Source organism: Chroococcidiopsis sp. (assembly GCF_051657925.1).
GTDB lineage: Bacteria > Cyanobacteriota > Cyanobacteriia > Cyanobacteriales > Chroococcidiopsidaceae > Chroococcidiopsis.
Window position 1 is genome coordinate 1 of sequence record NZ_JBOFLP010000078.1, and the last position, 21794, is coordinate 21794.

22 protein-coding genes are annotated in these 21794 nt (G+C 46.4%); 7 read left to right on the forward strand and 15 right to left on the reverse strand.

Annotated features, from left to right (window positions below; all coding sequences use genetic code 11):
• From ACRC32_RS05960 to ACRC32_RS05970, 3 genes are all read right to left on the reverse strand, one after another.
• On the reverse strand, positions 1-1413 hold a 1413-nt coding region (locus ACRC32_RS05960; RefSeq protein WP_438553127.1), incomplete at its 3' end, for an esterase/lipase family protein.
• 677 nt (positions 1414-2090) lie between these two features.
• Positions 2091-3608, reverse strand: a complete 1518-nt coding sequence (locus ACRC32_RS05965) for a relaxase/mobilization nuclease domain-containing protein (RefSeq protein WP_438553128.1) — start codon at positions 3606-3608, stop codon at positions 2091-2093.
• Between the two features lie 31 nt (positions 3609-3639).
• Positions 3640-3978, reverse strand: coding sequence for a plasmid mobilization protein (locus ACRC32_RS05970; protein WP_438553129.1), 339 nt, complete (start codon positions 3976-3978; stop codon positions 3640-3642).
• Between the two features lie 658 nt (positions 3979-4636).
• On the opposite strand from ACRC32_RS05970, the gene ACRC32_RS05975 reads away from it, so the two are divergent.
• Positions 4637-4981: a hypothetical protein gene (locus ACRC32_RS05975; RefSeq protein WP_438553130.1), complete on the forward strand. Its 345-nt coding sequence runs from the start codon at positions 4637-4639 to the stop codon at positions 4979-4981.
• A gap of 980 nt (positions 4982-5961) precedes the next feature.
• On the opposite strand, the gene ACRC32_RS05980 is transcribed toward ACRC32_RS05975, so the two are convergent.
• The 7 genes from ACRC32_RS05980 to ACRC32_RS06010 form a co-directional block, all read right to left on the reverse strand.
• A complete protein-coding gene (locus ACRC32_RS05980; protein ID WP_438553131.1) occupies positions 5962-6651 on the reverse strand; it encodes a hypothetical protein in 690 nt (229 codons plus the stop codon).
• A gap of 540 nt (positions 6652-7191) precedes the next feature.
• Positions 7192-9279 carry a hypothetical protein gene (locus ACRC32_RS05985; RefSeq protein ID WP_438553132.1) on the reverse strand — a complete coding sequence of 696 codons (2088 nt, stop codon included), beginning with the start codon at positions 9277-9279 and terminating at the stop codon, positions 7192-7194.
• Positions 9276-9539 carry a hypothetical protein gene (locus ACRC32_RS05990; protein WP_438553133.1) on the reverse strand — a complete coding sequence of 88 codons (264 nt, stop codon included), beginning with the start codon at positions 9537-9539 and terminating at the stop codon, positions 9276-9278. Before ACRC32_RS05990 ends, ACRC32_RS05985 begins: the two co-directional genes overlap by 4 nt.
• Positions 9540-9860: 321 nt before the next feature.
• A complete protein-coding gene (locus ACRC32_RS05995; protein ID WP_438553134.1) occupies positions 9861-11504 on the reverse strand; it encodes a helix-turn-helix domain-containing protein in 1644 nt (547 codons plus the stop codon).
• Positions 11505-11810: 306 nt separating this feature from the next.
• Positions 11811-12173, reverse strand: a complete 363-nt coding sequence (locus tag ACRC32_RS06000; protein ID WP_039718893.1) for a DUF5615 family PIN-like protein — start codon at positions 12171-12173, stop codon at positions 11811-11813.
• Entirely contained in the window at positions 12163-12504 is a 342-nt protein-coding gene (locus ACRC32_RS06005) for a DUF433 domain-containing protein (protein WP_438553135.1), read from the reverse strand. Before ACRC32_RS06005 ends, ACRC32_RS06000 begins: the two co-directional genes overlap by 11 nt.
• Positions 12505-12664: 160 nt before the next feature.
• Positions 12665-13183 carry a DUF6398 domain-containing protein gene (locus tag ACRC32_RS06010; protein ID WP_438553136.1) on the reverse strand — a complete coding sequence of 173 codons (519 nt, stop codon included), beginning with the start codon at positions 13181-13183 and terminating at the stop codon, positions 12665-12667.
• Positions 13184-13300: 117 nt separating this feature from the next.
• Between ACRC32_RS06010 and ACRC32_RS06015 the strand changes: the two genes are divergently transcribed.
• Genes ACRC32_RS06015 through ACRC32_RS06025 form a run of 3 tightly spaced genes read left to right on the forward strand, consistent with a single transcriptional unit; the run spans position 13301 to position 14427 of the window.
• Complete coding sequence (locus ACRC32_RS06015; protein ID WP_438553137.1) at positions 13301-13504, forward strand: hypothetical protein; 204 nt, start codon at positions 13301-13303, stop codon at positions 13502-13504.
• Between the two features lie 41 nt (positions 13505-13545).
• Positions 13546-14166, forward strand: coding sequence for an AAA family ATPase (locus ACRC32_RS06020; protein WP_438553138.1), 621 nt, complete (start codon positions 13546-13548; stop codon positions 14164-14166).
• Positions 14167-14172: 6 nt separating this feature from the next.
• A complete protein-coding gene (locus ACRC32_RS06025) occupies positions 14173-14427 on the forward strand; it encodes a ribbon-helix-helix domain-containing protein (RefSeq protein ID WP_438553139.1) in 255 nt (84 codons plus the stop codon).
• A gap of 178 nt (positions 14428-14605) precedes the next feature.
• Here ACRC32_RS06025 and ACRC32_RS06030 read toward each other — a convergent pair whose 3' ends face one another.
• Positions 14606-15562, reverse strand: coding sequence for a tyrosine-type recombinase/integrase (locus ACRC32_RS06030; RefSeq protein WP_438553140.1), 957 nt, complete (start codon positions 15560-15562; stop codon positions 14606-14608).
• 112 nt (positions 15563-15674) lie between these two features.
• A complete protein-coding gene (locus ACRC32_RS06035) occupies positions 15675-16388 on the reverse strand; it encodes a tyrosine-type recombinase/integrase (protein WP_438553141.1) in 714 nt (237 codons plus the stop codon).
• 246 nt (positions 16389-16634) lie between these two features.
• Here ACRC32_RS06035 and ACRC32_RS06040 point away from each other — a divergent pair, with 246 nt between their 5' ends.
• The 3 genes from ACRC32_RS06040 to ACRC32_RS06050 all read left to right on the forward strand — a co-directional run bounded on the left by ACRC32_RS06040 (position 16635) and on the right by ACRC32_RS06050 (position 18215).
• The gene (locus ACRC32_RS06040; protein ID WP_438553142.1) at positions 16635-16901 is read left to right on the forward strand and encodes a hypothetical protein; all 267 of its coding nucleotides are present in this window, start codon (positions 16635-16637) and stop codon (positions 16899-16901) included.
• A gap of 2 nt (positions 16902-16903) precedes the next feature.
• On the forward strand, positions 16904-17065 hold the full coding sequence (locus ACRC32_RS06045) for a hypothetical protein (RefSeq protein ID WP_438553143.1): 162 nt from the start codon (positions 16904-16906) through the stop codon (positions 17063-17065).
• Positions 17066-17300: 235 nt separating this feature from the next.
• Positions 17301-18215, forward strand: coding sequence for an Abi family protein (locus ACRC32_RS06050; RefSeq protein WP_438553144.1), 915 nt, complete (start codon positions 17301-17303; stop codon positions 18213-18215).
• A 566-nt stretch (positions 18216-18781) separates the two neighbouring features.
• Here the strand turns inward: ACRC32_RS06050 and ACRC32_RS06055 are convergent.
• From ACRC32_RS06055 to ACRC32_RS06065, 3 genes are all read right to left on the reverse strand, one after another.
• Positions 18782-20665: a choice-of-anchor X domain-containing protein gene (locus ACRC32_RS06055; RefSeq protein ID WP_438553145.1), complete on the reverse strand. Its 1884-nt coding sequence runs from the start codon at positions 20663-20665 to the stop codon at positions 18782-18784.
• A 3-nt stretch (positions 20666-20668) separates the two neighbouring features.
• Positions 20669-21484, reverse strand: coding sequence for a hypothetical protein (locus tag ACRC32_RS06060; protein WP_438553146.1), 816 nt, complete (start codon positions 21482-21484; stop codon positions 20669-20671).
• Positions 21485-21496: 12 nt separating this feature from the next.
• The coding region (locus ACRC32_RS06065; protein ID WP_438553147.1) for a hypothetical protein at positions 21497-21794 on the reverse strand (298 nt) is incomplete at its 5' end.

Genomic DNA, 21794 nt, shown 5'->3' on the forward strand with positions numbered 1-21794 from the left:
AGTGGAGGTGCGATTAGCCGTCACGTCTATCCTATATGTGTTATCAAGGATTTTACGCTGATTAATCTCGACAGTAGAGACATCGCGTAATATCCGATATTGCATGCTAGCGATGAAAGAAGCAGCAAAGTCAGGAGCAAAATTGGGAACAGCTGGTCGTGCCTCGGCAGCAGTAATCTGACACTGCTGGTTTAAGTTCATACATCCGTCGTCCAGATCCGCGTCAGCACTGTAAGTATATAGCTTGACTCTGGAAGGAAAAGTATTGCTTCTATTGAAAGCTGTCATAGCTTCAACCCGTAGGTCGTCAAGAGCAGGTCGCTGAGGACCAAATCCAGTTATGGCAGTAATTCCGGTAAACAATAAATCTCCGTCAAGAAAATTTCTAACATCTTCGTTGTCTGTTACAAATGTTGCTAATACAGCTTTTTCCCGTTGTGCCACCGAGAGATTAGCAAGAATTGAGCCTTGATGTGGTGTAGACAACGTGTGAAGGGACAGCACTCTGTCCACATCTGGAGGAAGGTATCTACTGAGGTAGCCACGACTATCCAAACCACCCTTGCTATGAGCTACAAGATGCACCTTTTGGACACCAAAACTTGCGGCATTGTTGCGGATGTGCTGTACTAAAGCTTCAGCATTACCATTTTCAATCTCACCTTGGCGATTCTTCCCTTCAAATATCCGAGCGTTAGGACCAAGCTGAATCTTGTGTTCAAAAGGAATACCTAAACCCGTTAAGTAATTGGTAACACCAGGTAGCTCTTCCCAAGCTGCCTTTGGGTTTGCGCCAGTGCCGTGAATTAACAACAAAGGAGCCATAGCTTTGAACTGAATCTGCGCCCAGTCAATCGCAGCGCACCAACCGCCCTCAGTCGTGTCAATGTCAATCCGAATTTCGTTTTCTGCGGGATCGGGTGCGGAGACTTCAGAATTGTCAGCTCCATTTGAACCTCGCCTAGCAGGAAACTTTATTAATCTGGTAGGTATTTTAAAGCTATTCGTCTCCCAAGCATTATTAACACCAGTTAGCTTGCCGATTGGAGTACCGTTGAAATATACTAGGTCTGTCTCAGGGTTGATTCGGGCACTGGAGTCAACATCATAGTTTGGCATCTTCAGCTCAGCGTATTCGGAAATGACTCCTCGCTCGATCAGTTGACCGATGTTTTTCAAGGTACCGTTATCTTCGGTCGGTCCAACATATCGGTTAATCTTGACTTTGAATCTCAAAGGACTACCGTCACGATAGGTGCAGCCAGTATCCAAGTTACCAGGAGCCTTATCTACCATGAAATGTTCATCATCTTCAGGCGATGGATCAAACGGTGCTGAACCATAACGTTCAGCAAGCGCTGGTGTTTGCAAGCAAAGGAAGGCTACAAGGGGTAGCCAGTATTTAATTGACATTAAGTTGCTCCATGAAGTCATAGGTTAGATTGCTCCTATCTTTCAGATTGGTGAGAGATAAAAAGAGCATTGTTGCAGGCTTTTAAATTCAAAAATGAAAGCTTGCGATTGAATATTTCAGCGGTGTAAAAGAGGAGTGTAGTAAAGTTGATAGACTATGAATGCCAAGAAGCCATACCTTGATTACTAATTGCTTGCCACATATCTTGTCTACTCTTCGTTCCCTGGCTCTCGCCAGGGAACGAGAGCAGGGAATAAAGGTGGCTTTGATGTATAGCGCTCTCAAAGCAAATTCAGCTCGGAGCCAAGAAAAGTTGCTGTTGGCACACAGATTTGAAATAGTCAGAAAATCAAACTACAAAACCAAGCTAGCCTTGGTTTTGTTAGTAATCCAAGAGGGATTGTACTGAAACAGAGACACATTAAATATACGGAGGAAGAAAATAATTGATGAATTTTTCAATTAAATGCAGAGGTAATATAAAAACTTAACACTAAGAGCTGATTTCTAAAGAGAATCTAAAGCAGCGCCAGAGGCTGTGAGAAAGCTTTTAGGGTGAAGATACTGCGTTGCGAGCGCAATTTATGAGTCGCCTTCCCCAAATTGCGTATCCCACACCGCAAGGCTTATCCAAGCGACCAGAGCGACGCTCTCGTAGGAAATTATCAAGCCCTTACTACAGGCTAAATCCCCGACTCTGCCTTCTTTCGGCTGACCGTTGCCGCATATCCTGTTGCAGTTGCTCTTTCACCTTTGACCGTAAGGAGCGCATTCTATCTCTTTCTTCTGGAGTGGGGTTAAACACGACAGTTTTATTCCCTTCCACCCTGAGAATTTCACGGTTATCCGCTTTCACGCTCACGCTGACGGTGTTACCTATTTGTTTAAGTCTCCAACGATTCCCTTCAAGAATTAAGGAACCGTCCGGTTGTGGTTGAATGCCATTAAGCCTAAACAACTGCTGCACGGCAATAGAGATTTCTCTACCTTCCTGCTGTCGTTCCCGTTCAAAGCGCTGTTCTTCTTTTATATGCTCTAACCTAGTTTGGACTTGGGGAGTGTTGAGGTAATCTCTCAACTGCTCCATTTCCTTCGTTGCAGGGGATGACTGCCAGCGGCGGTATTCCTCCCGTTGGCTGTGCCATTCTTCAACTCTTCTCCCCATTGCCATCCAGTCAGAATAAACTTTATCCTTTTGGGCTGATATTATTTCCAATTGGGCAGTGTCAGCACTGTATTTGGGTAACAATCGTGTAAACCAAGAAGCATTTTCTATCTCGTCCAGTTTCTCAAGAGTTTGTTGGAATAAATCGTCATACTTAGCCGCTAATTTCCGCTCACCCAGTTGGAGCTGTTGCAGCTCTTGCTCGTTGGGATGAGTTGGCTTCTTGGCGAAGTATGCCGCTACTTTCTTCTCTGCTGCCAATAGTTCGGCATCACCTAGTTGGGGCGCTAGTTCCTTGATGCGCCGATTGATACCATTCCAGCTATAGTCAGTCCCTAATTTGTTACCTGGGGTGGCAACAGTAGTACCATCCACGGTGTATTGGTAGGAAATGCCGCTAATGCTGCCATCCCGTTTGGTGCGAGTTTGGATCTGCACAGAGGCTGCCTGCATCTTCTCGATGAATTGCTCCGGCGTGGTACAGGTGGGTAGTACCCGCTCGGCAATGTCTTGAATCTGTTGTTTGACACTGGGGGGTGAGGAGCTACCTGCTTCTACTTCTCTTCGCTGCTGCTCGTACTGCCCCTTAGTTATTCCCCGTCGCTGCACTTCCCAACTGCTCAACACTGGAGTTAGGTTGTATTGCTGTTCCAAGGAGCGGATAATATCTTGACTCAAGAGATAGTCCCAACTGTCATCCACAACTGTCCCGTCCAGCTTGACCCTAGCAGCGACGATATGAATGTGGTCGTGGTCGCGGTCGAAGTGACGCACTACTATATATTGATTGCGGGTAAATCCCATTTGCTGGAGGTAATCGGCAGCAATAGAATTCCAGCGCTCTGAGTCTACGTGTTCGGCATAATCTTCTAGCTTGGGCAAGGATAAGCTGGCGTGGAATACTGGTTGCTTGATGTCGGGATTGAGTTGTCGCGAGAGTTTGAATTCTGCTGCCAACTCCCGTGCATTTTCTCCCAGCATATTCCCGCCAATTAGTTCTGCCTGCTCCTTGTCCAACAGGTAGCTCAAGCAGCCCCTAAATCCTCGCCCTTTAGAAATGTTACCGATCACCGACGATCTCCAGTCCCAACTGCTTAATGGTTTGGTAAACCTTTTGCCAATGTTCCACCGTCACTGGTGGCGAATCTCCCATTTTCACAGCCGTGTTAGCTGCTTTGGCTAATTGGTTGACGTTATTGCCCAACTTCGCCAGCTGCTCGTAAGTGGCGATCTCGATTTCACTTTTGGGTTGGGGTAGCGGTTTTTCTAGAGCAGCGCGTCGCACCAATTCACTCAAAGTTAGCGAGCTGGCGATCGCTTTTTGACTCACTGCCGCGTATTCATCTTCGGTGAATCGGATGCGTACCATCCGAGTCCGCTTTGGTTTTGGTTTGCTCACGCGGGAATTCCCTCCAATTCAAATGGGGCGAGTTGTAGCGCAGCGGTGACGACAGCTTGCCAAATCTATGCATCCTACAATTCATCTCCTTGGCTGTCGGCAACAACGAGCTTGGGGGAGTCCAGAGGGGGGGAACCCCTTCTGGCAAGCTGCCGCCGACCCTAGAATAGCACGGGGACGAAGTAGTTGTTGCTACGGCGGCATAGCTTGCTCCTGACCAAATCTTCGGGGGTAACGGAGAGTCCTGCGGTGGTGGGGTGCTGTGGGAAACAGAGGGGATGTGGTGTGCGCGGGTCGGTGGGGGTTAGGGATGGACTGCGGGAACGGGGTCAGAGGGGGAATTAGGGGACGTGATGTGGTGGTCGATGACGGGGACGAGAGGTGCTATGGGGCGAAATGACTTCAAAAAAACTGCCAGATTATTTCATTTTAGTGGCAAGGTATGCCATTATTTTGCTATAAAGTGGCGAGGGATAGTTGGTCACTAGTTTTTGTTTGAGGAAGAAAAATCTCAGTCAGAGTTTTTTGACCCCACTTGTCGAAAAAACTGCCACATTTTTACAATTTTCTGGCATTGTTAGCCACTTTTATTGGTTTAGAGTGGCGTTATTTTGGCGAGTTTTCTTGAGTATAAATACTAATTTGTTTGGCAGTTGAGATGAGCGACAAAGACTTCGTTGATTTTACTTTTCGGTATCGTCCTAATACTGATAGTCCTGATGGAATTTTATTTCGTTATCTGCAAAGCTTTAAACCAATTAAGCGCCGTCACATGATCTTGAAAGCTCTCCGCGCTTTCTACTTGGTGGCAGCTTATGGAGCGGTGGAAGAGTTTCACGAGTTTGAGCAGGTTCAAGAGCTGGTCGAGTTACTCGAAAAAACTTATGGAGAAGGCGCTGATGGGACGATTAAAGACTCGTTGAGTTTCAACATCGATCTTGAAGTGAGTTATATGGGGATGTCTTCGCTGCCTGACACTGATGAATCGGATGAAGATGAATAAAATTCGGTGACGAGACGCGAATAAATAAATCTACCAACGCGCTTTTGCTGTGGGGAGAAAACTATTGAATCCGCCCGTTGGAATCTCCGCAAAAGCGCGAATTACCCCAATTATCCCCAATATTGGGGCAATCATACCCACTATTACCCCAATCATCCCCGTAATTACCCCAACGACCCCATTGGGAATTGATCGGAACGCCCCACTATTACCCCAATATTGGGGCAATCATACCCACAATTACCTCAATGCTACCCACAATTACCTCAATGCTACCCGCTATTACCCCAATCATCCCCGCTATTACCCCAATTGTCTTTTTGGGTCAAAAACCACGACTACTACCAAGCGTTACCAAGTTAGTACCATGCGCGGTACCAATTGGTAGCTGTTGGTAGTTGTTAAGAGTAGAAAGCAGATGGTTAGCGATTAGCATTATTGCTCTATCGATCTCACGCGCTTTTCTCGTTCGCGCATCAAGGGTGTTGGGTGGGAAGTGAGTGGACGCTCGTTGCAGTTGCACCTTTAAAGAGCAAAAGTCTTCATTAACCATTATTCCTACCAATGCGACTGTAGCACGCGCACGATCTATTCAGGGAATTTCTAGGGAATTTCTAGGGAAAGTTGGTGGCACTTCACTCAGATTCTTGAGAAAATTCCCTCTTTATTAGGAATGAGCCAACCTTCATTGACTCTACTTGGGGCAAGGTAGGGAATTACTAGGGAAAAACTAGGGGAAGTTAGTGGCAGCTCTTGCTACATAAAAACAGATAGTTAAAGCGAATGACATTGGTTATCGTTTCATCGTCGTCAAATCGTCGTCTCATCGTCGTCTCATCGTCGTCTCATCGCCGTTCATGCACTGCTTGAGACCGAAAAGACAAGAGCGAGTGCATAACAAAGTCGTCCCATCGTCGTCAAATCGTCGTCCCATCGTCTTCCCATCGTTACTTCACCACCACCTGTTTTCCGGTTCAAGCCTAAATCGATTGTGGAAGGCGACCTTCCACACCATCCCTCACCACTACGCCCCTATTCGGGGCTAAGTCGGCTCCTAATCGTCGCAGCACCTGTCGCTCCAATTGGAGCGAAAAAACACGGCTCAAAGCCATGCTGTGACAGGCTTTAGGGCTGATAAATTCGCTCTTGAGCGCGACTGCCGTGAGCGCGTATTCAAGGGCAGTTAGAGTCATGCAGAAGGTGAGGATGTTTGGGTTGGTGGGAAATATTTCGGGCGCTCTCCTGTCCCCAACTGCCATTGGGTTATCAAGGTTTAAGTATTTTTCTTCTGTCATCCTTTCTGCTTCTGCCTGCCGCTTCAATGTGGTTGGGGATATGTCCAAGCGGCGCATGATCTCTGTTTTACTCAACCCCTCTCTGGCTTCTTTAACTGTGTAGGTGAATTGTCCGCTACTAATACTGGTGTTTTCTGCCAAATGCTCTTCTACTCCTGTTGCTAGGCTTCTGGCTCCAGCGGCGATGAGGGCTTCTCTTAACTGCTGCATCTGAATTTCTAGCTGCTCTAGTCTGGGTGGTAGGTTTGCGGATTCTAGGGCGGCTACTCTGGGGGCTATATCGGTGTCTCCGAGGGGTCGTCCGTCTTTTTTCAGGAAATGTTCTACTATCAGCGATACGGCAGATGAGACTGAGCGCTGGTAGTTGTCATCCATCCATTTTTTGAGTTGCTAAGCGTACTTCCTTTGGTAAATAGGTGGTGACTTGTACGCTCTTTTTTTCAGAATCTTCCATACATTGCTCCTACTGCTATTCCATGTATAACCAATGTGGGTTAACTGTTGATGGCATCTTCAAAGCATAGTTATAAATGTTTACCCAGTCAGAGACAACGTGGTATGGCTTTTAATCGCATTGGTTGAGCATAGGTTAAACAAGCTTTTCAAGTCACAAACCATGTGGTATTAATGTTGAACGCATGGGAAAAGCATAACTAACTACTGTTAATGCCATTTGTGTTTATGTGGTAAAACATTGAAGCCATTTAAATTCACTGCTAGATTGACTGAAAACAAGTTGGTTTAACTTGGTGGTCGCTGTAGAGTGGTGTGACAGTAGTTGGGCAAGCGGATTTGACGCGCGAGCCTACGCTGTTTAAGGGCAGCTCCGTGATTGGCACTCTTGGTAAGACTTGAGTACCCAACGCTACCCAATGGGTACCCAGCTGCATACCCATTGGGTAGCATTGGGTAGTGTTAGTCCGGCTTGACCCCTGGTAGTAGGTCTGGATTGGCTCTAGCCCAAGCTAGTACCTCGTCCATCAGCATTGGTTCGCCCGACTCCCAAAGGAAACGCATCTTGGCAATGGTTTCTCGGCGCGATCGCTCCTGGGGGCTGAATCTTCTTCCCTCAATTAGGGACTGCTCTTGGGCTGCTTTTTTGGCGTAGCTAATTGCAGCCAGCCAAATTCGGGTTAGGCGGCGAGTGACTTCAGGATCGGGTGCTGTTGGGATTTTTGGGGTAGCTGGAGCAACTGGGGGACTCTTACTCTTGTTGGACACAGGCACAGCTGGCGGCACATCTCCCCTGAAATATTGCCTTGAGGTAGATTGCTCTTGCTGCTGCTCTGGTGGGACAATGGCGGTAACATCCACGATGCCAGATGCGTCAATTGATAAGTCTGATTTATGCAATTTTGACGCTGCGCCGCCGGATGTGGGGGATTTGTAATTCTTATCAGAGCAGCTATCTGGTTCGGTTGGGAAAGAGTTTGAAGAATTTAAAGAGTTTTTAGAATTAGCTTCTGACTCAGGGGAATGGGGTTGGGGATCTTCTTTTGCCTGTGGCAAGCACAGGATACAAAAACCCTTCATTAAGGGGAGGAGTGTGTAATTATCGGGCAAAGCTTGCTGTGGTAAGGTTTGTGGCTCAGGCTGCTCGTCCCAAGGGTCGGGAAGAATCGGGTAGGATTGAGCCGATAGAGCGGCTGGAATCGGCTCAGAGCAATCTATTACACACTTTTGGGCTTGTAGGTGGTAGTGGTCGGGATGCCACAGTGCTAGGTATTTAGGCTTATGCAGTGTGGTTTGACTGATGCCGATTCCCGTCAGGTGCTTGGATGCGGCAATAATGGCAGAACTCCTAGCTGTGGCAGCTGCGGGTAGATTGCCCGACGACTCTAGGTGTGCTACTGCAACAGTAATGCGCTTTTGTGCTTCGGCGCTCTTGGTGGCGTTGAAGCTAACTATGTTGTTCTCGGCTGGTGGGCAATCGTTAGCTAGTTCCTGGTGGAAATGGAGAGCGTAGGTTCCATAGCGGCAAGGCTCTGACCCTATGGGCCAGTAATACGCCTCCACGCATCGGCTCCAGTCAGAGACTCGGCGGTGAATTTCCTGCTGGTGGCGGCAAAACTGCTCGTATCCAGGGGCGTTCTTTGCTGTCTGCACCGTGTAGTCAATCAGATCAAAGCCCGACAGCCTCTGGAATACTCGCCCGTAGGTGGCGATGTCCTTGATTAAGCCGTTGGTTTGTGAAAAAGCTGTCCAGCCCGTGCCGATCCTCCGCTCTAGATGCCGTCGCCAAGTCTCTACTCTACCACTACTGCCAAACCCGCTTGACACGGCTTGGCGAGACCAACTTCGCCCTATAACTGGAGTTAATAGTTTTAGGTTTTGTTGTGCGGCGGCGGTGTTGAATTCACCCAGCAGATCCTCAACACTATCAGAGTATGGCTCTAGCATTGCGTCTAGCAGGTACGAGCCTGATTCTGGCTGTAGCGGTAGCCGATGGCACTTATATTGAACGAAGTTACCATCCGAGCCAAAGCTTTTGGTATTGGGGAAGGTTTCCAGCTGACCGTCTCCTAGCAGAATGCCTTTGTCAAACAGCGTCCATTTGACCGCACAAGCGACACCAAAACTGGAGATGGCTTTGGGTAGTGGGTAGTAGATGTGCAACCCCTCGCTCCAACTGGAACGGATGACGACGGGGCTATTCAACCCAATCGAGCGCAGAGTTGCCAGTATTTCGGCATACTTTGCTTCGTCGTTGAGCGGGTGATACTTGCTGCGGAGGTCTATGTCTATTACCAAGTAGCGCGTAAATTTCTTGAAACCAACTCCTAGCAGTTCTAGGGGGTCAGCGTGCCGCTGCCACAGTTCCAATGGTTGGATTGGGTAGGGCTGAGTTGTCCAGCGGGTTTTCTCTCCTGGCGCTGGTAAGTTACTTCTGATGAAATTCCAACCCCTGCTATTGGACCAAAACCACTTGCAAAACTCTGCCCCTACTGGGTCGGTGGGGAAGACTGGGGGGAAGATTTTTTTCTTTCTCGGAGGCAGCTTCACTGTGCCGACCTCCTCTTCGGACTGTTGAGTTGGCTTCCAGAACGGCTAGACAGCCACTTGTACTTGTTCTCTTGGGCATCGTCAAAGCGGGTCTGCCAGCCAATGATGCCCCCATGCACATCAAAAACGTAGCCAGGTGCAACGGTGACATCGTGGCGGCAGTGAATTAGCCCCGTGTGGGTGTTTTCTTGGCAGTCACGTCGAGCGCCAGAGCAGACGGGGCAATTTCTCTTTAGTGGGCGGAATGTGAATGGCATCACTTGATAATGCCAAATCCGCCAAGCCCGCGTTGGAAAGTTGATCTATTTATCTATTACTCCGAGCTGTTTTAAAAAGCTAAAACTCTTATGTAGTCAGGGTTTCAAAAATGGATTGTCGGGGGATGTGGATGGTTTTGTCGGGGGATGTGGATGGTTTTGTCGGGGGATGTGGATGGTTTTGTTTTAAAGCTCAAACTTATGTATGGTAATGATTTCAAGCTAATTTTTTGAGTTATTTTTTTTAAAACAAAGCTAAAACAGAAAACCAGCCAACCACGGGTAATAATCGGCTGGTAGTTTGGAACTGTTAAGTAGCAATACTCAATCTTGGATATCCAGAAGATTTCGGATCTGGGCGGCTAGTTCTGGATTGACGGTGCGTTCACCCCGTTCAACAAGGGAGATCAGGTTTTGAGACACGCCAAGAACACCAGCCAGCTTAGCCTGAGTCCACCCTTTTGCAATACGTGCTTCTCTAACTTGGCTGCTAGTCAAGGCGGTGCTAGGAGCTGGCTTCAGCTTTGCTTTGGACTGTAATGGTTCTACCTTAGGTTTTACCTTGGATGCTATGAGTTCAGGGATAGGAGTGGGGGGCTTGATAGTTAACTTCGCATCCAGCAGATTGTCTAGGTAGCCTTTAGGCTTCTTATCCTTGGATTCTGGTCTTAGCCCTTCGGGGTAGGTTTCTGAGTCAAACGCGATCTGCCAGCCCAGCTTGAGCAGTAGCTTCATTGCATTATCCCAACGCTGCTTTAGGTCATAGGCTTTGCGGCGGTCTAACCGAGCGTTATCTATAACCGATTTGGGGAATGTAATTTCTAATAGCTCCCGTACTTTGTACTTTCCATCAAGGCGAACCCGACTATCCAATGTTAGATATATAGCCAGCCTTAGCGCGAGTTCATCATGGTAAGGATCGATTTTTAAAACTTGCTGGGCTAAGTAGCCAAACTGATATAAAGCTTCCCGCGATTTGGCTCCAGCTCGGTTCAAAAAATCTTGAGTCCACAATCCTGGCTGTATTGTGATGTAAACTTCATCAGGATTGTCTATCTTCCCTTCAAAATTAAACTGACCGATAGGTTTAATCTGGACGTTCCACATTCTTCCTACAGGAGCGCTACCTATAATTTGTCCTTTTTTGTTCCTCCCCTCCACCCAAACAGCCTTGACTAACAGACAATCAAGGGCAAAGGCTGTGGTAGCAATCTCTAGCAGCTTTTCTGATTTTGGTTTTTTGTGATTTTTATCCCAGCCAAATTCCTGGATGATATCGCTTGCTTTTAGGTTAAATTTACTTTCCCAAGGTTTCTCCTGTTTCATAGCATGGGCAGCAAAAATCAGGTGGAGCTTGGCAGTTGTAAAACCAAACTTATCAATAATTTGTTGAGCTTCATCCAAGGGAAGCATGGTAATATCGCCTGGGCTAGAGATGTAATGCTCAATGTAATTGTTGGGGTTCCCTTTAGCTCTATGCTGCAAATAGGCTATGCCGTTCTCATTCTTTTGCCATAAGTCTTTCCTTATATAAGCTTCAATGCTGGAAAACATTACGGCTGATGAGGGGATAGGAACTATGGAATGGAGCTGTGGTTCTGTAACTGGTATTGCTGACGAAAGCACATTGTCAGCTATACTTTCCAAAGCTGTGTTTTGTTCTAAATCAGCCGCAAAGCTCTCTACTATCTGTGCGGCGATTTCTTCTACATAGGCTTCATCTCCAGCTCGAACAGGCTGGACCCATGTATCTTTAATCAATCTAATAGCCGTCTCTCTAGCTATTTCCTTAATGCCTTCTAAGAAGCCAGCCCGTAACGCCTCTATCAGTTGTTCCCTGTCAACAAATAAATTTGTGTCAATTTCCGCACTGATATTAGTATGATTAATCGGAGCAAATTTTTCTGAATTACGAAGATTCAGGATAAATTTGGTTAGGTTATTTTTAGAATTAGTATAGTCTATCATAGCAGCAGTTAAATTTTATCATTGTTCGACTTAAATAGACATAAAATTATGTCTATTCAACATTTATTCAATCTGATTTTTCATCCTTTTGATTTTTCATATTTTTGTTTTTCCCAATAAAGCGACTTTAGCTTGTTCTACTTTCAAAGCATTAGAGAGAAATAAACTTTCTAAATTTGACTGTTTTCACTGATTTGCAATAACGCTGTTGGAATATTCTTTGTGAAGCCCAGAACGGGGAGTAAGCCATGCTCATTTGACTCGGTTTTGAATTCGCCAATAGAGTTTTCGCTATATCCACCCCAATTAACTCAGAGGGATATGAACAATTCGGTCTTGATATTCATTTTCATTTCCTGCCAAAGCAATTAGAATTAAGTCATCAAGGACTTGCCCGATTTCTGCTCTTGGACGCAGGACGAAAATTCCTGGGATATGGTGTCCTTGGGCTAGATGCTCTGCCAAATGTACGGGCATGGAACTGCGGTTATTTGTGACCAAAATAAAGTTGTTGATCTCACACCACAACAGAATTTCTGGATCTAATGTGCCTGTAGGGGGAACTCCAGGCTCTCCAATCATCCAAACGATTAGATCGCTTTGGCGACGGAGAAGCTGCACTTTATACAGGGGAGGTAAGTTTTCATCCAGTAAATAATTAATGCTCATTTAAAACCTGTGTGGCTGCTCCTCGCTCTGCTTTTAACTGGCGAAGTCTGACTACAAAGGCAGGCGGATTTTCATCCTGCTCTCGCTCTGATTTCAGGCAATACTCTAACCAATCAGCAATGTACTTGCTAACAGTTTCTTTGTTATGCAGGTAATAGAGAATTGTGGCGTAGACTTGTTCTAATGTAATGGAAGGATAAGTTTGGGCGATTTCTTCTGGAGTCCGAGCGCGATAGATGTACTCGTACAAAATGGTTTCAATCCCGATGCGGGAGCCAGCGAGTCGAATGTCATTGGGTGCGAGAAAGTTGAAGTAATCTTCTAGTTGCATCGGTTAATACTCCTTTTTGAATAATGGTAGAGTTGTCGATTATCCAGTCATCAATTCTGACAACATGGCTTGGGAGAGTTCGTCTATGACTGATATTTTTTTCTAGGCGGTGATTTGGCGCTTGCAACCATGCAGGGTATTGGCAATAAGTTTCTGTTCCTTACTTTTGTTTCTCTTCTGGCAGATAAGGAATTAAACCTTGGCGGAATGCCTCTTGTTGGAATTCACGCGGGGCATTACGGACATCCACAATCAAGCCATTGATTGAGACCATCCAGGCTAGGGGATTTTTGTCTATGTTACTTGGGACACACCACTTTGGGTCCATTTGGTACATATCCATCGCGTCTCGCACCTGCTTGGACTTGGCTGAGCCTGTACTCTGGCTCACCCCAAACTGCTGGTAAATTTCACTCGCACTCATGTGGGGTGTTTGGCTTGGGTCAAACAGAAAATTCACCATGCCTAGTGCATGGACGATACCGCAAGCCCAAGTGTTAACCTTGCCTTTCGCTAAGGGTGAAGGACGTTTCCGACTCAACGCTGCTGCCAGTTTTCGGCACAGTTGGGCATATTCTTCGTTGAGATGCTTTTGGCAAAAGGTATCGGTGAGGCTGACGATTTCCTCAAATTTGGCTTGCATTTGCTTCGGAACTCGTTCGGCACTCTGTTGGCTCATGCAATTCTCCTAGTAGTTGCCACTCCTGTAAACTACTTTAGTTTTTGTGCAGCCGCCTGTAGTAGGTAAAGCGGCTAATTCCCAAGAATTCGCTAGCTCTGGGTAATTGAAGCAATAGTGGCTTTCGCTGTTGTGAGCCGCCATTACCCCTTGGAGCGGCGCTCTTGTTTTAACTCCCCGAATCGCGCCGGAACGATCGATTCGGCACGATTATTTGCTATCAAACTATCAAGATATTTTGCTATCATTACCCCCATCAGGCGATCGCGCTCCTTTGAAATAACGTGGAATCGCTTCTTGACACATCTGGAACGCGGGTGAGATAACTGAGCTATCTTGCTATCAAAATATCAAAATAGTAAATGAAAGTAGTCAGCCTGTTGTCCCGTAAAGGGGGGTCAGGAAAATCAACCCTGAGCCTACACTGGGCTGTCGAGGCAGAGCAAGCTGGTCGGCGAGTTGTTTTGGCAGACATGGACGTGCAGGGATCGTGTTCGTCATGGTTTGCCAAACGCCCAGCCCAAACCCCACTGTTGATTCAGTCCCAACCAGGGACGATTGAAGAACACATAGAGGCTTGCCGTGCTGATGGCATAGACCTAGTGTTCATCGACACTCCACCTGACATTGACACCAAGGCAGTTCGTGCAGCGCGGGTTTCAGACCTAGTGGTTATTCCCACACGACCTTCGGTGTTGGACTTGGAAGCTATTGGTGGCACGGTGGAATTGCTACGGGGGATTGGCAAACCAGCAGTGGTTGTTCTTAACCAGGCTCCGGCTCGCTCAGGAGTGACCGAAGAAGCTAGAACCGCCCTGGCTGGCTATGGTTTACCCATCTGTCCTGTAGCTATCCTGAATCGAATTGCCTTGAGTCGCGCCTTGATTGATGGTCGAGTCGCAAAAGAGATTGAGGCAGAAGGAAAAGCAGCAGCAGAAATTCTTGGAAGCTGGCAATGGATACAACAACTATTAGGAGAGTAAGCGAGCATGGCGAAAAAACCACCTAGCCTAGCAGACCTGACACTAAACAAGGGAGCAGTATCGCCCGTGAGGGCGGGGCTTTCACCCACAGAAGAGCCAGAACAATCCCCAAAGCGCAAAGGACAGACATTGCGTTTAGATGAAGGGGCATGGAAACAACTCAAACACCTAGCTACCGATAAAGGGGTGTCTGCTCACGATCTGCTGATTGAAGCCGTTAATGACCTGTTTCGCAAATACGGGAAGCCACCGATAGCTTGATAGCAAACTATCAAACTGATGCAACATGAACACTTGTCGGTTCAAGACCTCAAACCTTACTCCTAAAGACATTCAGCTATTCAAAAGCGGTGACAATAGGTGATAATTTTTTGCTAGCCTGCTATCAAACTAGCAATTTTTCTTAGTCAAAACTGCCTTCTTCACCGCGAGAAACTTTTTACGTATCGTAAGGAATATGCAATAGCTGGACGGCTTGCTGCTTGGCTTCCTCCCCCCGCAGATCGTATTTTTGGGTAGTGGCTGGATCGGCGTGTCCGGCAAGACGGCTGGTAGTTATAACATCAGCACCAGCAGCTAATAAATTACTAATGAAGGTGCGCCGGAAATCGTGAGGAGAAAAAGCAGCGACTAGAGCTTGTTTTGCCCGTCTTTGCAGCATCGTCATTACCGCCTGGTCGGTCATCTTCCGCAGCTCGATATGACCGCCGCGCCTAATCGGACAAATCAGAGCGCCCTGTGCGTCGCCTCTGACTTTGAGCCAGTCAGAAACCGCAGCGACAGCGCCCTTTGGCAGGTAGACTGTGCGAGATTTACTTCCCTTGCCCTTGCGGACAATCAACGCACCCGTTTCGGGGTTGAAGTCAAGCAATTCTAGAGCCACAAGCTCTGAGCGCCGCAATCCAGAGCCACTTAAAATCGCAATGACTGCCGCATCTTTAGCACCAGCAGGCGTGGGGTCATTCTGGCAAACTTTTAGGAGAGCTGCAATTTCACTGGTTTTTAAGATTCGTCCTCTTTGCGGGGAATCGCCCCGCACGTTGGGAATATCCGCCGCACGAGCATAATCATCGGCACTCATCAACCCCAACCGCTGGGCTTCTTTCAAAGTGCGTCGCAAGGCACAGAGCATTCGATTAGCGGTGGCTGGTGCATACCGTTCCATCAACACGGCTCGGAGCGCCGCCGTGTGTTGATATTTTAGAGCAGCCCAGTCCAAAGTCAGCGCGTCGCACTGTCCGTTGGTCAACAGTCGAGCGATCGCCCCAAGCGCCTTACCCATAGTTCGCCGCGAGCCAGGAGTTAAACTAGATAGATAGACCGCAGCGGGTTGCAGTGTGAGTGGGGTGGCGCACTTTAAAACTAGGTTAGATGGTGACGTGCTTGATTGTGTCATTACGGGCGGGCGCAATGGGTTAGGTAAAGCTGAGTTTCCATAACCTATTCAACCAGAGCGCTCTACCGCTTGCCAATTCAATTGCGCTCAATAGACAAATCAATTTGGCGCTCTAGCTCGTGTCCCTAACTTCACTCTTGTGTCGAGTGCTGATAGATTTGACGCAATTCTTCCATTGGTTCGCTGTTAAGAGCCCTTCAAGAATTTCTTCTAATAAGTTCACGTCAGTAATCTTCGTTTTCCCGACTAGGGATAACATAGATAAAGACGCGATCGCTCCCCTGACTTGCTCTGGGCGTACCTCTAAGTATTTTTGTAATTCGTCCAGCGTCCGGTGTCCCGATACTTCCTGTATGACTCGCAACGGGATTCTAGCGTCGCTCATTATCGTTAAGGCGGTGCGCCGGAATGAATGGGTACTAGCCCCTTCTATGCCAACTCGTTGACAGGCTTCTCGCAGTATACGAGCAGCGGAATCTGGGTTAATGTGTCCTTTGCCGTGACGACCAGGGAACAAAAACCATTGGTAGGATGGGGGGTTGTAGTCAATTAACAAACTCCGCAGTTCCTCACCCACCCAAATCGTGCGCGTTGCCAACTTACCTTTGGTATTGGCTTTGCGAATGATTAATTCACTACGTACTCTTCTTTTTTCGTCGAAGACATCTTTTCGCCTCAAGGTGCAGGCTTCCTGAATCCTACAGGCAGTATACAGGCAGATGCCAAACAGGGCGCGATCTCGGCTGTTTTGTAGCCCAGAGTTAAATAGCAACTGGATTTCAATTGGGGTGAGTATTTTGGCTCTGCCGTGCCTGTCGATCTTCATCCAATACAGCGATTAAGGTGATAATTTACAGGCTACACCTAGACAGTACCTCAAGAGCGCAGTCTTTGGTGGGTGTGAGCGCGCCTCTTCTGGCAGCATCGATTCAGAAGCCAATTCTGTCTGACACTGCAATACACTAGAAGATACTAGAAACAATATTAGTCAATGTAATACATGGCGAAAACACCTTCATCTAGCTTGTCTGAATCGGTAACGCTCAGAATCCCCAATGAAATATTCAGCTCTGTGCTGGATTACGCAACAGCCAAGACTAAAGGCAATCGCTCCGAAGCGATTGTTGAGTTGATAGAGATGGGGCTAGCCGTCGCCAGGAGTCAGCAAGAAGCTCAGCCACCTCTGACAGTGCAAGACATTGTTAGTCAACGTCAGTTAAGCGAAACTGTCAACGAGCTAGCCTCTGAGGTAGAACAGTTATCCCAGCTATTGCAAGATACTGTATTGCAGCGTCTAACAGTAGTGGAGACAGAACTGATGGGGGAGTCAAAAGCCTGAGAGTGGAAAACTCTGCTCTCAGGCAACAGACCGAGCAGCAGCCAGACCTAGAAGCTGTACGCGAGCGCATTCTTTCAGGCTTGAAACTAGGTAGGCAAGCGTCGGGGTACAAAGCCGCTGCTAAAGCTCTAGACCGTTTCATAGCTGAGTTACGATTGCAATGACTTGCTGTAATTTATAGGTTGAGCTGAAATGCAAGTAACGAAAACGCGAAGTTGCAGCCAAGTACCATATATTGACAATGGTACGAGAGGCAGCTATGCTTAAAAGTAATAACACCCACCACGCCTCTCTAGGAAGCGCACCAGGTGGGTTTTAAATTTTTGAAGCTAAACCGTTACTTTAGGCAGATCTTAGGGAATGCTATAACTGCAACCTCTAATGTTTGTTAAGTAACAGGTGTTTGAAGCTAGAAGAATTTTCAGTAAGCCAGCACTTAAGTTGGATGAACAACTTAATCTCCTGACTTCACGCGGGTTGAATATTGGTAACAAAGAAGAAGCAAAACACTATCTAGAATTTATCGGATATTATCGTCTATCAGCCTATTGTTTACCATTCCAAAATGGTGACGCTAGTGACTTACATCACCATTTCAAAGCTGGTACAACTTTCGATGCTGTGTTAGATTTATACATCTTCGACCGAAAGCTACGCCTTTTGGTCATGGATGCAATTGAGCGAATTGAAGTAGCAGTCAAAGCAGCTATATCAAACACTCTAAGTGAAGAGTATGGTTCCCACTGGTTTATGTCGGCAGAAAACTTCAAAGCCAACTACTGTGGGATTTTAGGAACAATAGCACAAGAGCTAGAAAAGAGAAAAAAAGAAGTCTTTATCGAACACTATTTCCAGACATATGAATCACCCAATTTCCCTCCAAGTTGGATGGTGTTTGAGATCCTATCATTCGGCTCAGTTTCAATCATTTTTAAATCCTTAAGTTTAGAGGCAAAAAAGAAGATTGCTAGCAGATTTAATTTGGATGAATCAGTTATGCAATCTTGGCTTCATGTGATTTCTTATCTTAGAAATTTATGTGCCCACCACTGTCGGCTTTGGAACAGAATATTTACTATCAAGCCAAAGATCGCCAAATCCTATAAGGATTATCTGTCTGAAAATGAGAAATTTTATGCTCAAGCTGTTATTCTAGAAGTTTTTTTAAAAGCAATTGCCAAAGATTCGCACTGGTCTAGCAAGCTAGAAGCTCTTATGAGAGAATACTCCTCAATACCAACCAAGGCAATGGGCTTTCCTGACAACTGGTATACCTTAGCTTTCTGGCAAACTGATACAGTGAGTGTGGGCTAAGAGTCTATACCCCCCGATTCCTAAGTCAGTAAAGCAACACACTAAGCTAATGTGCATTTAAGCTGCAACACGATTATTTCCTTTGTTTTTTATCTTCCGCTGCCACTTGGGGTAGTGTTAGGGTCGGTGTCACCAAGTGCCAACTTCTAGAATAAAGTTCCGAGTAAGTTTGTTCGTCGTTACTTTCACCATTGCTTACCTCTAAAATGCACTTAGCGCTGCAATGCAGAAGCTTAGTCGGATGGAAATTTCCGACTAAGCGCCAATTTAGGAACTTTGACAATGGGTTCCACAAAGAGCGGTACAGGGAGGCTATAATTCAACTGTTGCAAGGGTTTCAGCGAGCGTTGGCACTTCATAGCAACGACCCTAACATTACCCCATTTTAGCTAGTTGTTTTTGGTAACAGTTAGTTACGCTAAAGCTGGCTTTGAATAGATTTGTCTAAAGCCCAGGCTCAAGGTAAAGGTAACTAAATTAATTACTAAGCTTATGTTCTAGTTTAACCGCGTGCCTTAGCTTGTTTATTGAATAAGCTTTAATGTCCTTTAGTCTCTCAAGTAAATCTATTTGCCTTGATTGCGTGGCACTCGCACTTGTGCAGTAGCTTGAGTGGTATTGCCAGCAGCATCACGAGCAGTGTAAGTCAAAGTGTACACCCGCCCTTGACCAGTGCCAGAGCGTTCGGCTCGTAAAAACACCTGTCCATTAGGCTTAACTTCAATGTCAGTTGAGGTGTTACCATCACCCTGAACATTCTGACCCTCATTACTTGTAATCGACTCTAGCTTGACTGTCGGATTCGGGTCAACATTATCACTTACTTGAGTATTGACTTTGATCTCAACCATCTGGTGGTTTGGTGGCCAAAGTGTATCAGGAGTGACGCTAACACTTAGCTTTGGTGGCTCTTTATCTGCTAAGGCAAATCCCTCGAATTGAGAGGCTTGGAAATGTTGAGTACTTAAAGCATCATCTATCCTTATAGATTTGCCACCGCCATAAACAATCAGGTCTTCTACAGAATAAGGACCATCAATCCCATTCTCGCCGATTGCTGCTCCATTAAATCGTAGCGTTACGCTAGAATTACCTGTACTCAAGTAACCACTGCCTGCAATTAGGTCAATTTGTTTGCCATTCTTATCTACTAAACGCGCTCCCCAGTTGTAGTAATCGCTACTTAGTAAGTCTACTGGTATAGTGACATCGAGATATTCAAACTTACCGTTACCGTTGGTATCTACTCCAGTTGCAGTACCACCACCTGACAATTCAATTGCTTGGCGTTGTAACTGTGCAATGTTGTATGCTGCCGTACTGCCTAAATCAAAAACTTCATCGAGCGTCGCAGATTTATCAATATCACTCCGCCACAGGAATGCCTGACTTACAATATAAGGACCATTGACTTTGAGAAAATCCTTGATGTCCCTTGAGGCAAATTTCACCTCTGGAGTTGCTGTTCCTGTTGGGAGGTTAACGACAGTTCTCGAAGTAATTGATTCACCATTACTGGCTTTTAGCGTTACGGCGACTTCATATTCACCAGCTTCGAGTACCTCAACTGTTGGGGAAACGCCAATTTGCTCAAACAGTCCATCGCCATTGCTGTCAATACCGCGATTTGTGAATGAACGTGAAAAATGTGCCCTGTCCTCTTGCACTTTGAAAGTAGTTGAAGCATTTCGTTGAAAAGGACTACCTTGAGAACTTGTACCTTCTATATCTGCATAAACTTGAAATTTACCAGGTACTTGAGACTTAAATGAGGCGGTAAAAAGTCCGTCGCCAGCTACTTCATCGCCATTAGCACCATCGTCATGAAAGTTTACAGCGCTCTGTGGAAGTGCTGGATCGTCAACGTTCGCTACTGTGGCTTTAATCAAGGGATTTTTGAGAATATTTTGCCCGTCAATAGTCATTAGAGCAACACGGATATCTTGATTGACCCGATTGTGTGGTTCTACATACATACCTGCACGGACAGGGCTACTGGAAAGCAGGGACAGGAGAACAGTTCGGGATTTTGTCAGAGGGGCTGAGTCTTGGATAGTGTATTTCCACTTGCCTGCTTGAGGTTTAGATAGTGCGAATACATAGTTGGCACCTGTAGTATTTGGGTCAGCAGGATCTGGATAAATAAGGCTACGAACTCCTGCACTGTTTGTGTTGTCGCTAGAAAAGCGTTGACCGCTGGGGGAGATCAGTTCAATTTTGAGGGTTTTAGAGGGACTGCCGAAAATGAGTTCTACTTGCCCAGCCTCATCAATCGCTATAGTTTCCTCAACTATTGGAGCTGAAGGAGTTAGTGTATGAACTCGATTAGCTTGAGCCATTAAATGAAGCTGGATTTTCTCTTCTGTTGGAGCTATAGGCTGGGCGACAACTGGGAGGGCGACTAGTAGAGGTAAAGCTAGCAGTAATCCAATACGTTTGTAACTTTTCATAATTCATTCCTGACTTTTGTTGTTTGTAGACAAAGTGTTTTGTGAAGCTGTGTTAAATGGCCCTAGTAACAGCACGCGCTGATGACTGAGATGACCAGTCACAAGGACGAGAAATCTTCCTCCTAGCAACCATCTACCAGTGTCAACCTGCCAAGAAGATAGGGAGTTGAACAGTATCTGATTCAGTTTCACTACTGCTGGACCTGAGTCATATTCCCGTACAACTAACTGATTCCAGCGATAGTAGTATTTTTCCTGTTCCCAATAAGTACCAGCGCCACCCAACAAAGGATTACCCACGTAATACTTCGAACGCGTTTGAATAAAGCCGACAAAGCTAGCTTCATCTCGTGGTCCGGCTTTTGATGGAGATGCATAATTGACATACAACTCGCCACGCTTTTCTGAGTAGTCCATAGGCAAATCTTCGACTCTAGTTGCACGATCTAGATCTACGGAAGCTTTTGGTAGCCACTGGCTTTGTCGTGTTTCTAGGTCAATGCTCAAAACTCTATCACCTTCTGGAGGAGCAAGCTGGCTATCTGCTACCAGTAGCAAGCGGGGCGGGTCCTCCATCCACATAACCGAGGGAGCAGAACCTAACTGCGGAACCAAAGCAAACTCCTGCACTCGCTTGTTTCCCTGAACTACATAGTAGGGTGTCGTCAAGCTAAGCCAGTAGAATGCCCATACTCCTAAGATGAGCCAGCCTAAAATGCGGAAGATGCAAGTACGTCTCCAAACTAGATAGATGCCCAAAAGCAAGGGTAGAGGACCTAACAACACCCACGCAATAAAGGGGAGGAAGAAATTAAACATCGCTCTTGAGTGTTACTTGACAGGAAAATCAGTACGGATGGTCTCCAGCACTTGATCCAATGTTGCCGGATCTTTCATGTTTCGGTGATTTCGATCCGAAGGTCCAAAATGTCTGCGCTGGCTTGGATGTTTGGCGCTGGTATTAGTTACCAGGAGATCGTTGCGCTGAGGAGTGGAGGTGCGATTAGCCGTCACGTCTATCCTATATGTGTTATCAAGGATTTTACGCTGATTAATCTCGACAGTAGAGACATCGCGTAATATCCGATATTGCATGCTAGCGATGAAAGAAGCAGCAAAGTCAGGAGCA

Excerpts from the sequence above, each read along its gene's own strand:
- ACRC32_RS06025 (WP_438553139.1), top strand. The coding sequence starts at position 14,173 with ATGGCGAAAAAACCACCTAGCCTAGCAGACCTGACACTAAACAAGGGA.
- ACRC32_RS06020 (WP_438553138.1), top strand. The coding sequence starts at position 13,546 with ATGAAAGTAGTCAGCCTGTTGTCCCGTAAAGGGGGGTCAGGAAAATCA.
- ACRC32_RS06010 (WP_438553136.1), bottom strand. The coding sequence starts at position 13,183 with ATGAGCCAACAGAGTGCCGAACGAGTTCCGAAGCAAATGCAAGCCAAA.
- ACRC32_RS05995 (WP_438553134.1), bottom strand. The coding sequence starts at position 11,504 with ATGATAGACTATACTAATTCTAAAAATAACCTAACCAAATTTATCCTG.
- ACRC32_RS06035 (WP_438553141.1), bottom strand. The coding sequence starts at position 16,388 with ATGAAGATCGACAGGCACGGCAGAGCCAAAATACTCACCCCAATTGAA.
- ACRC32_RS06055 (WP_438553145.1), bottom strand. The coding sequence starts at position 20,665 with ATGAAAAGTTACAAACGTATTGGATTACTGCTAGCTTTACCTCTACTA.
- ACRC32_RS05980 (WP_438553131.1), bottom strand. The coding sequence starts at position 6,651 with ATGGATGACAACTACCAGCGCTCAGTCTCATCTGCCGTATCGCTGATA.
- ACRC32_RS06030 (WP_438553140.1), bottom strand. The coding sequence starts at position 15,562 with ATGACACAATCAAGCACGTCACCATCTAACCTAGTTTTAAAGTGCGCC.
- ACRC32_RS05975 (WP_438553130.1), top strand. The coding sequence starts at position 4,637 with ATGAGCGACAAAGACTTCGTTGATTTTACTTTTCGGTATCGTCCTAAT.
- ACRC32_RS06005 (WP_438553135.1), bottom strand. The coding sequence starts at position 12,504 with ATGCAACTAGAAGATTACTTCAACTTTCTCGCACCCAATGACATTCGA.
- ACRC32_RS06060 (WP_438553146.1), bottom strand. The coding sequence starts at position 21,484 with ATGTTTAATTTCTTCCTCCCCTTTATTGCGTGGGTGTTGTTAGGTCCT.
- ACRC32_RS06000 (WP_039718893.1), bottom strand. The coding sequence starts at position 12,173 with ATGAGCATTAATTATTTACTGGATGAAAACTTACCTCCCCTGTATAAA.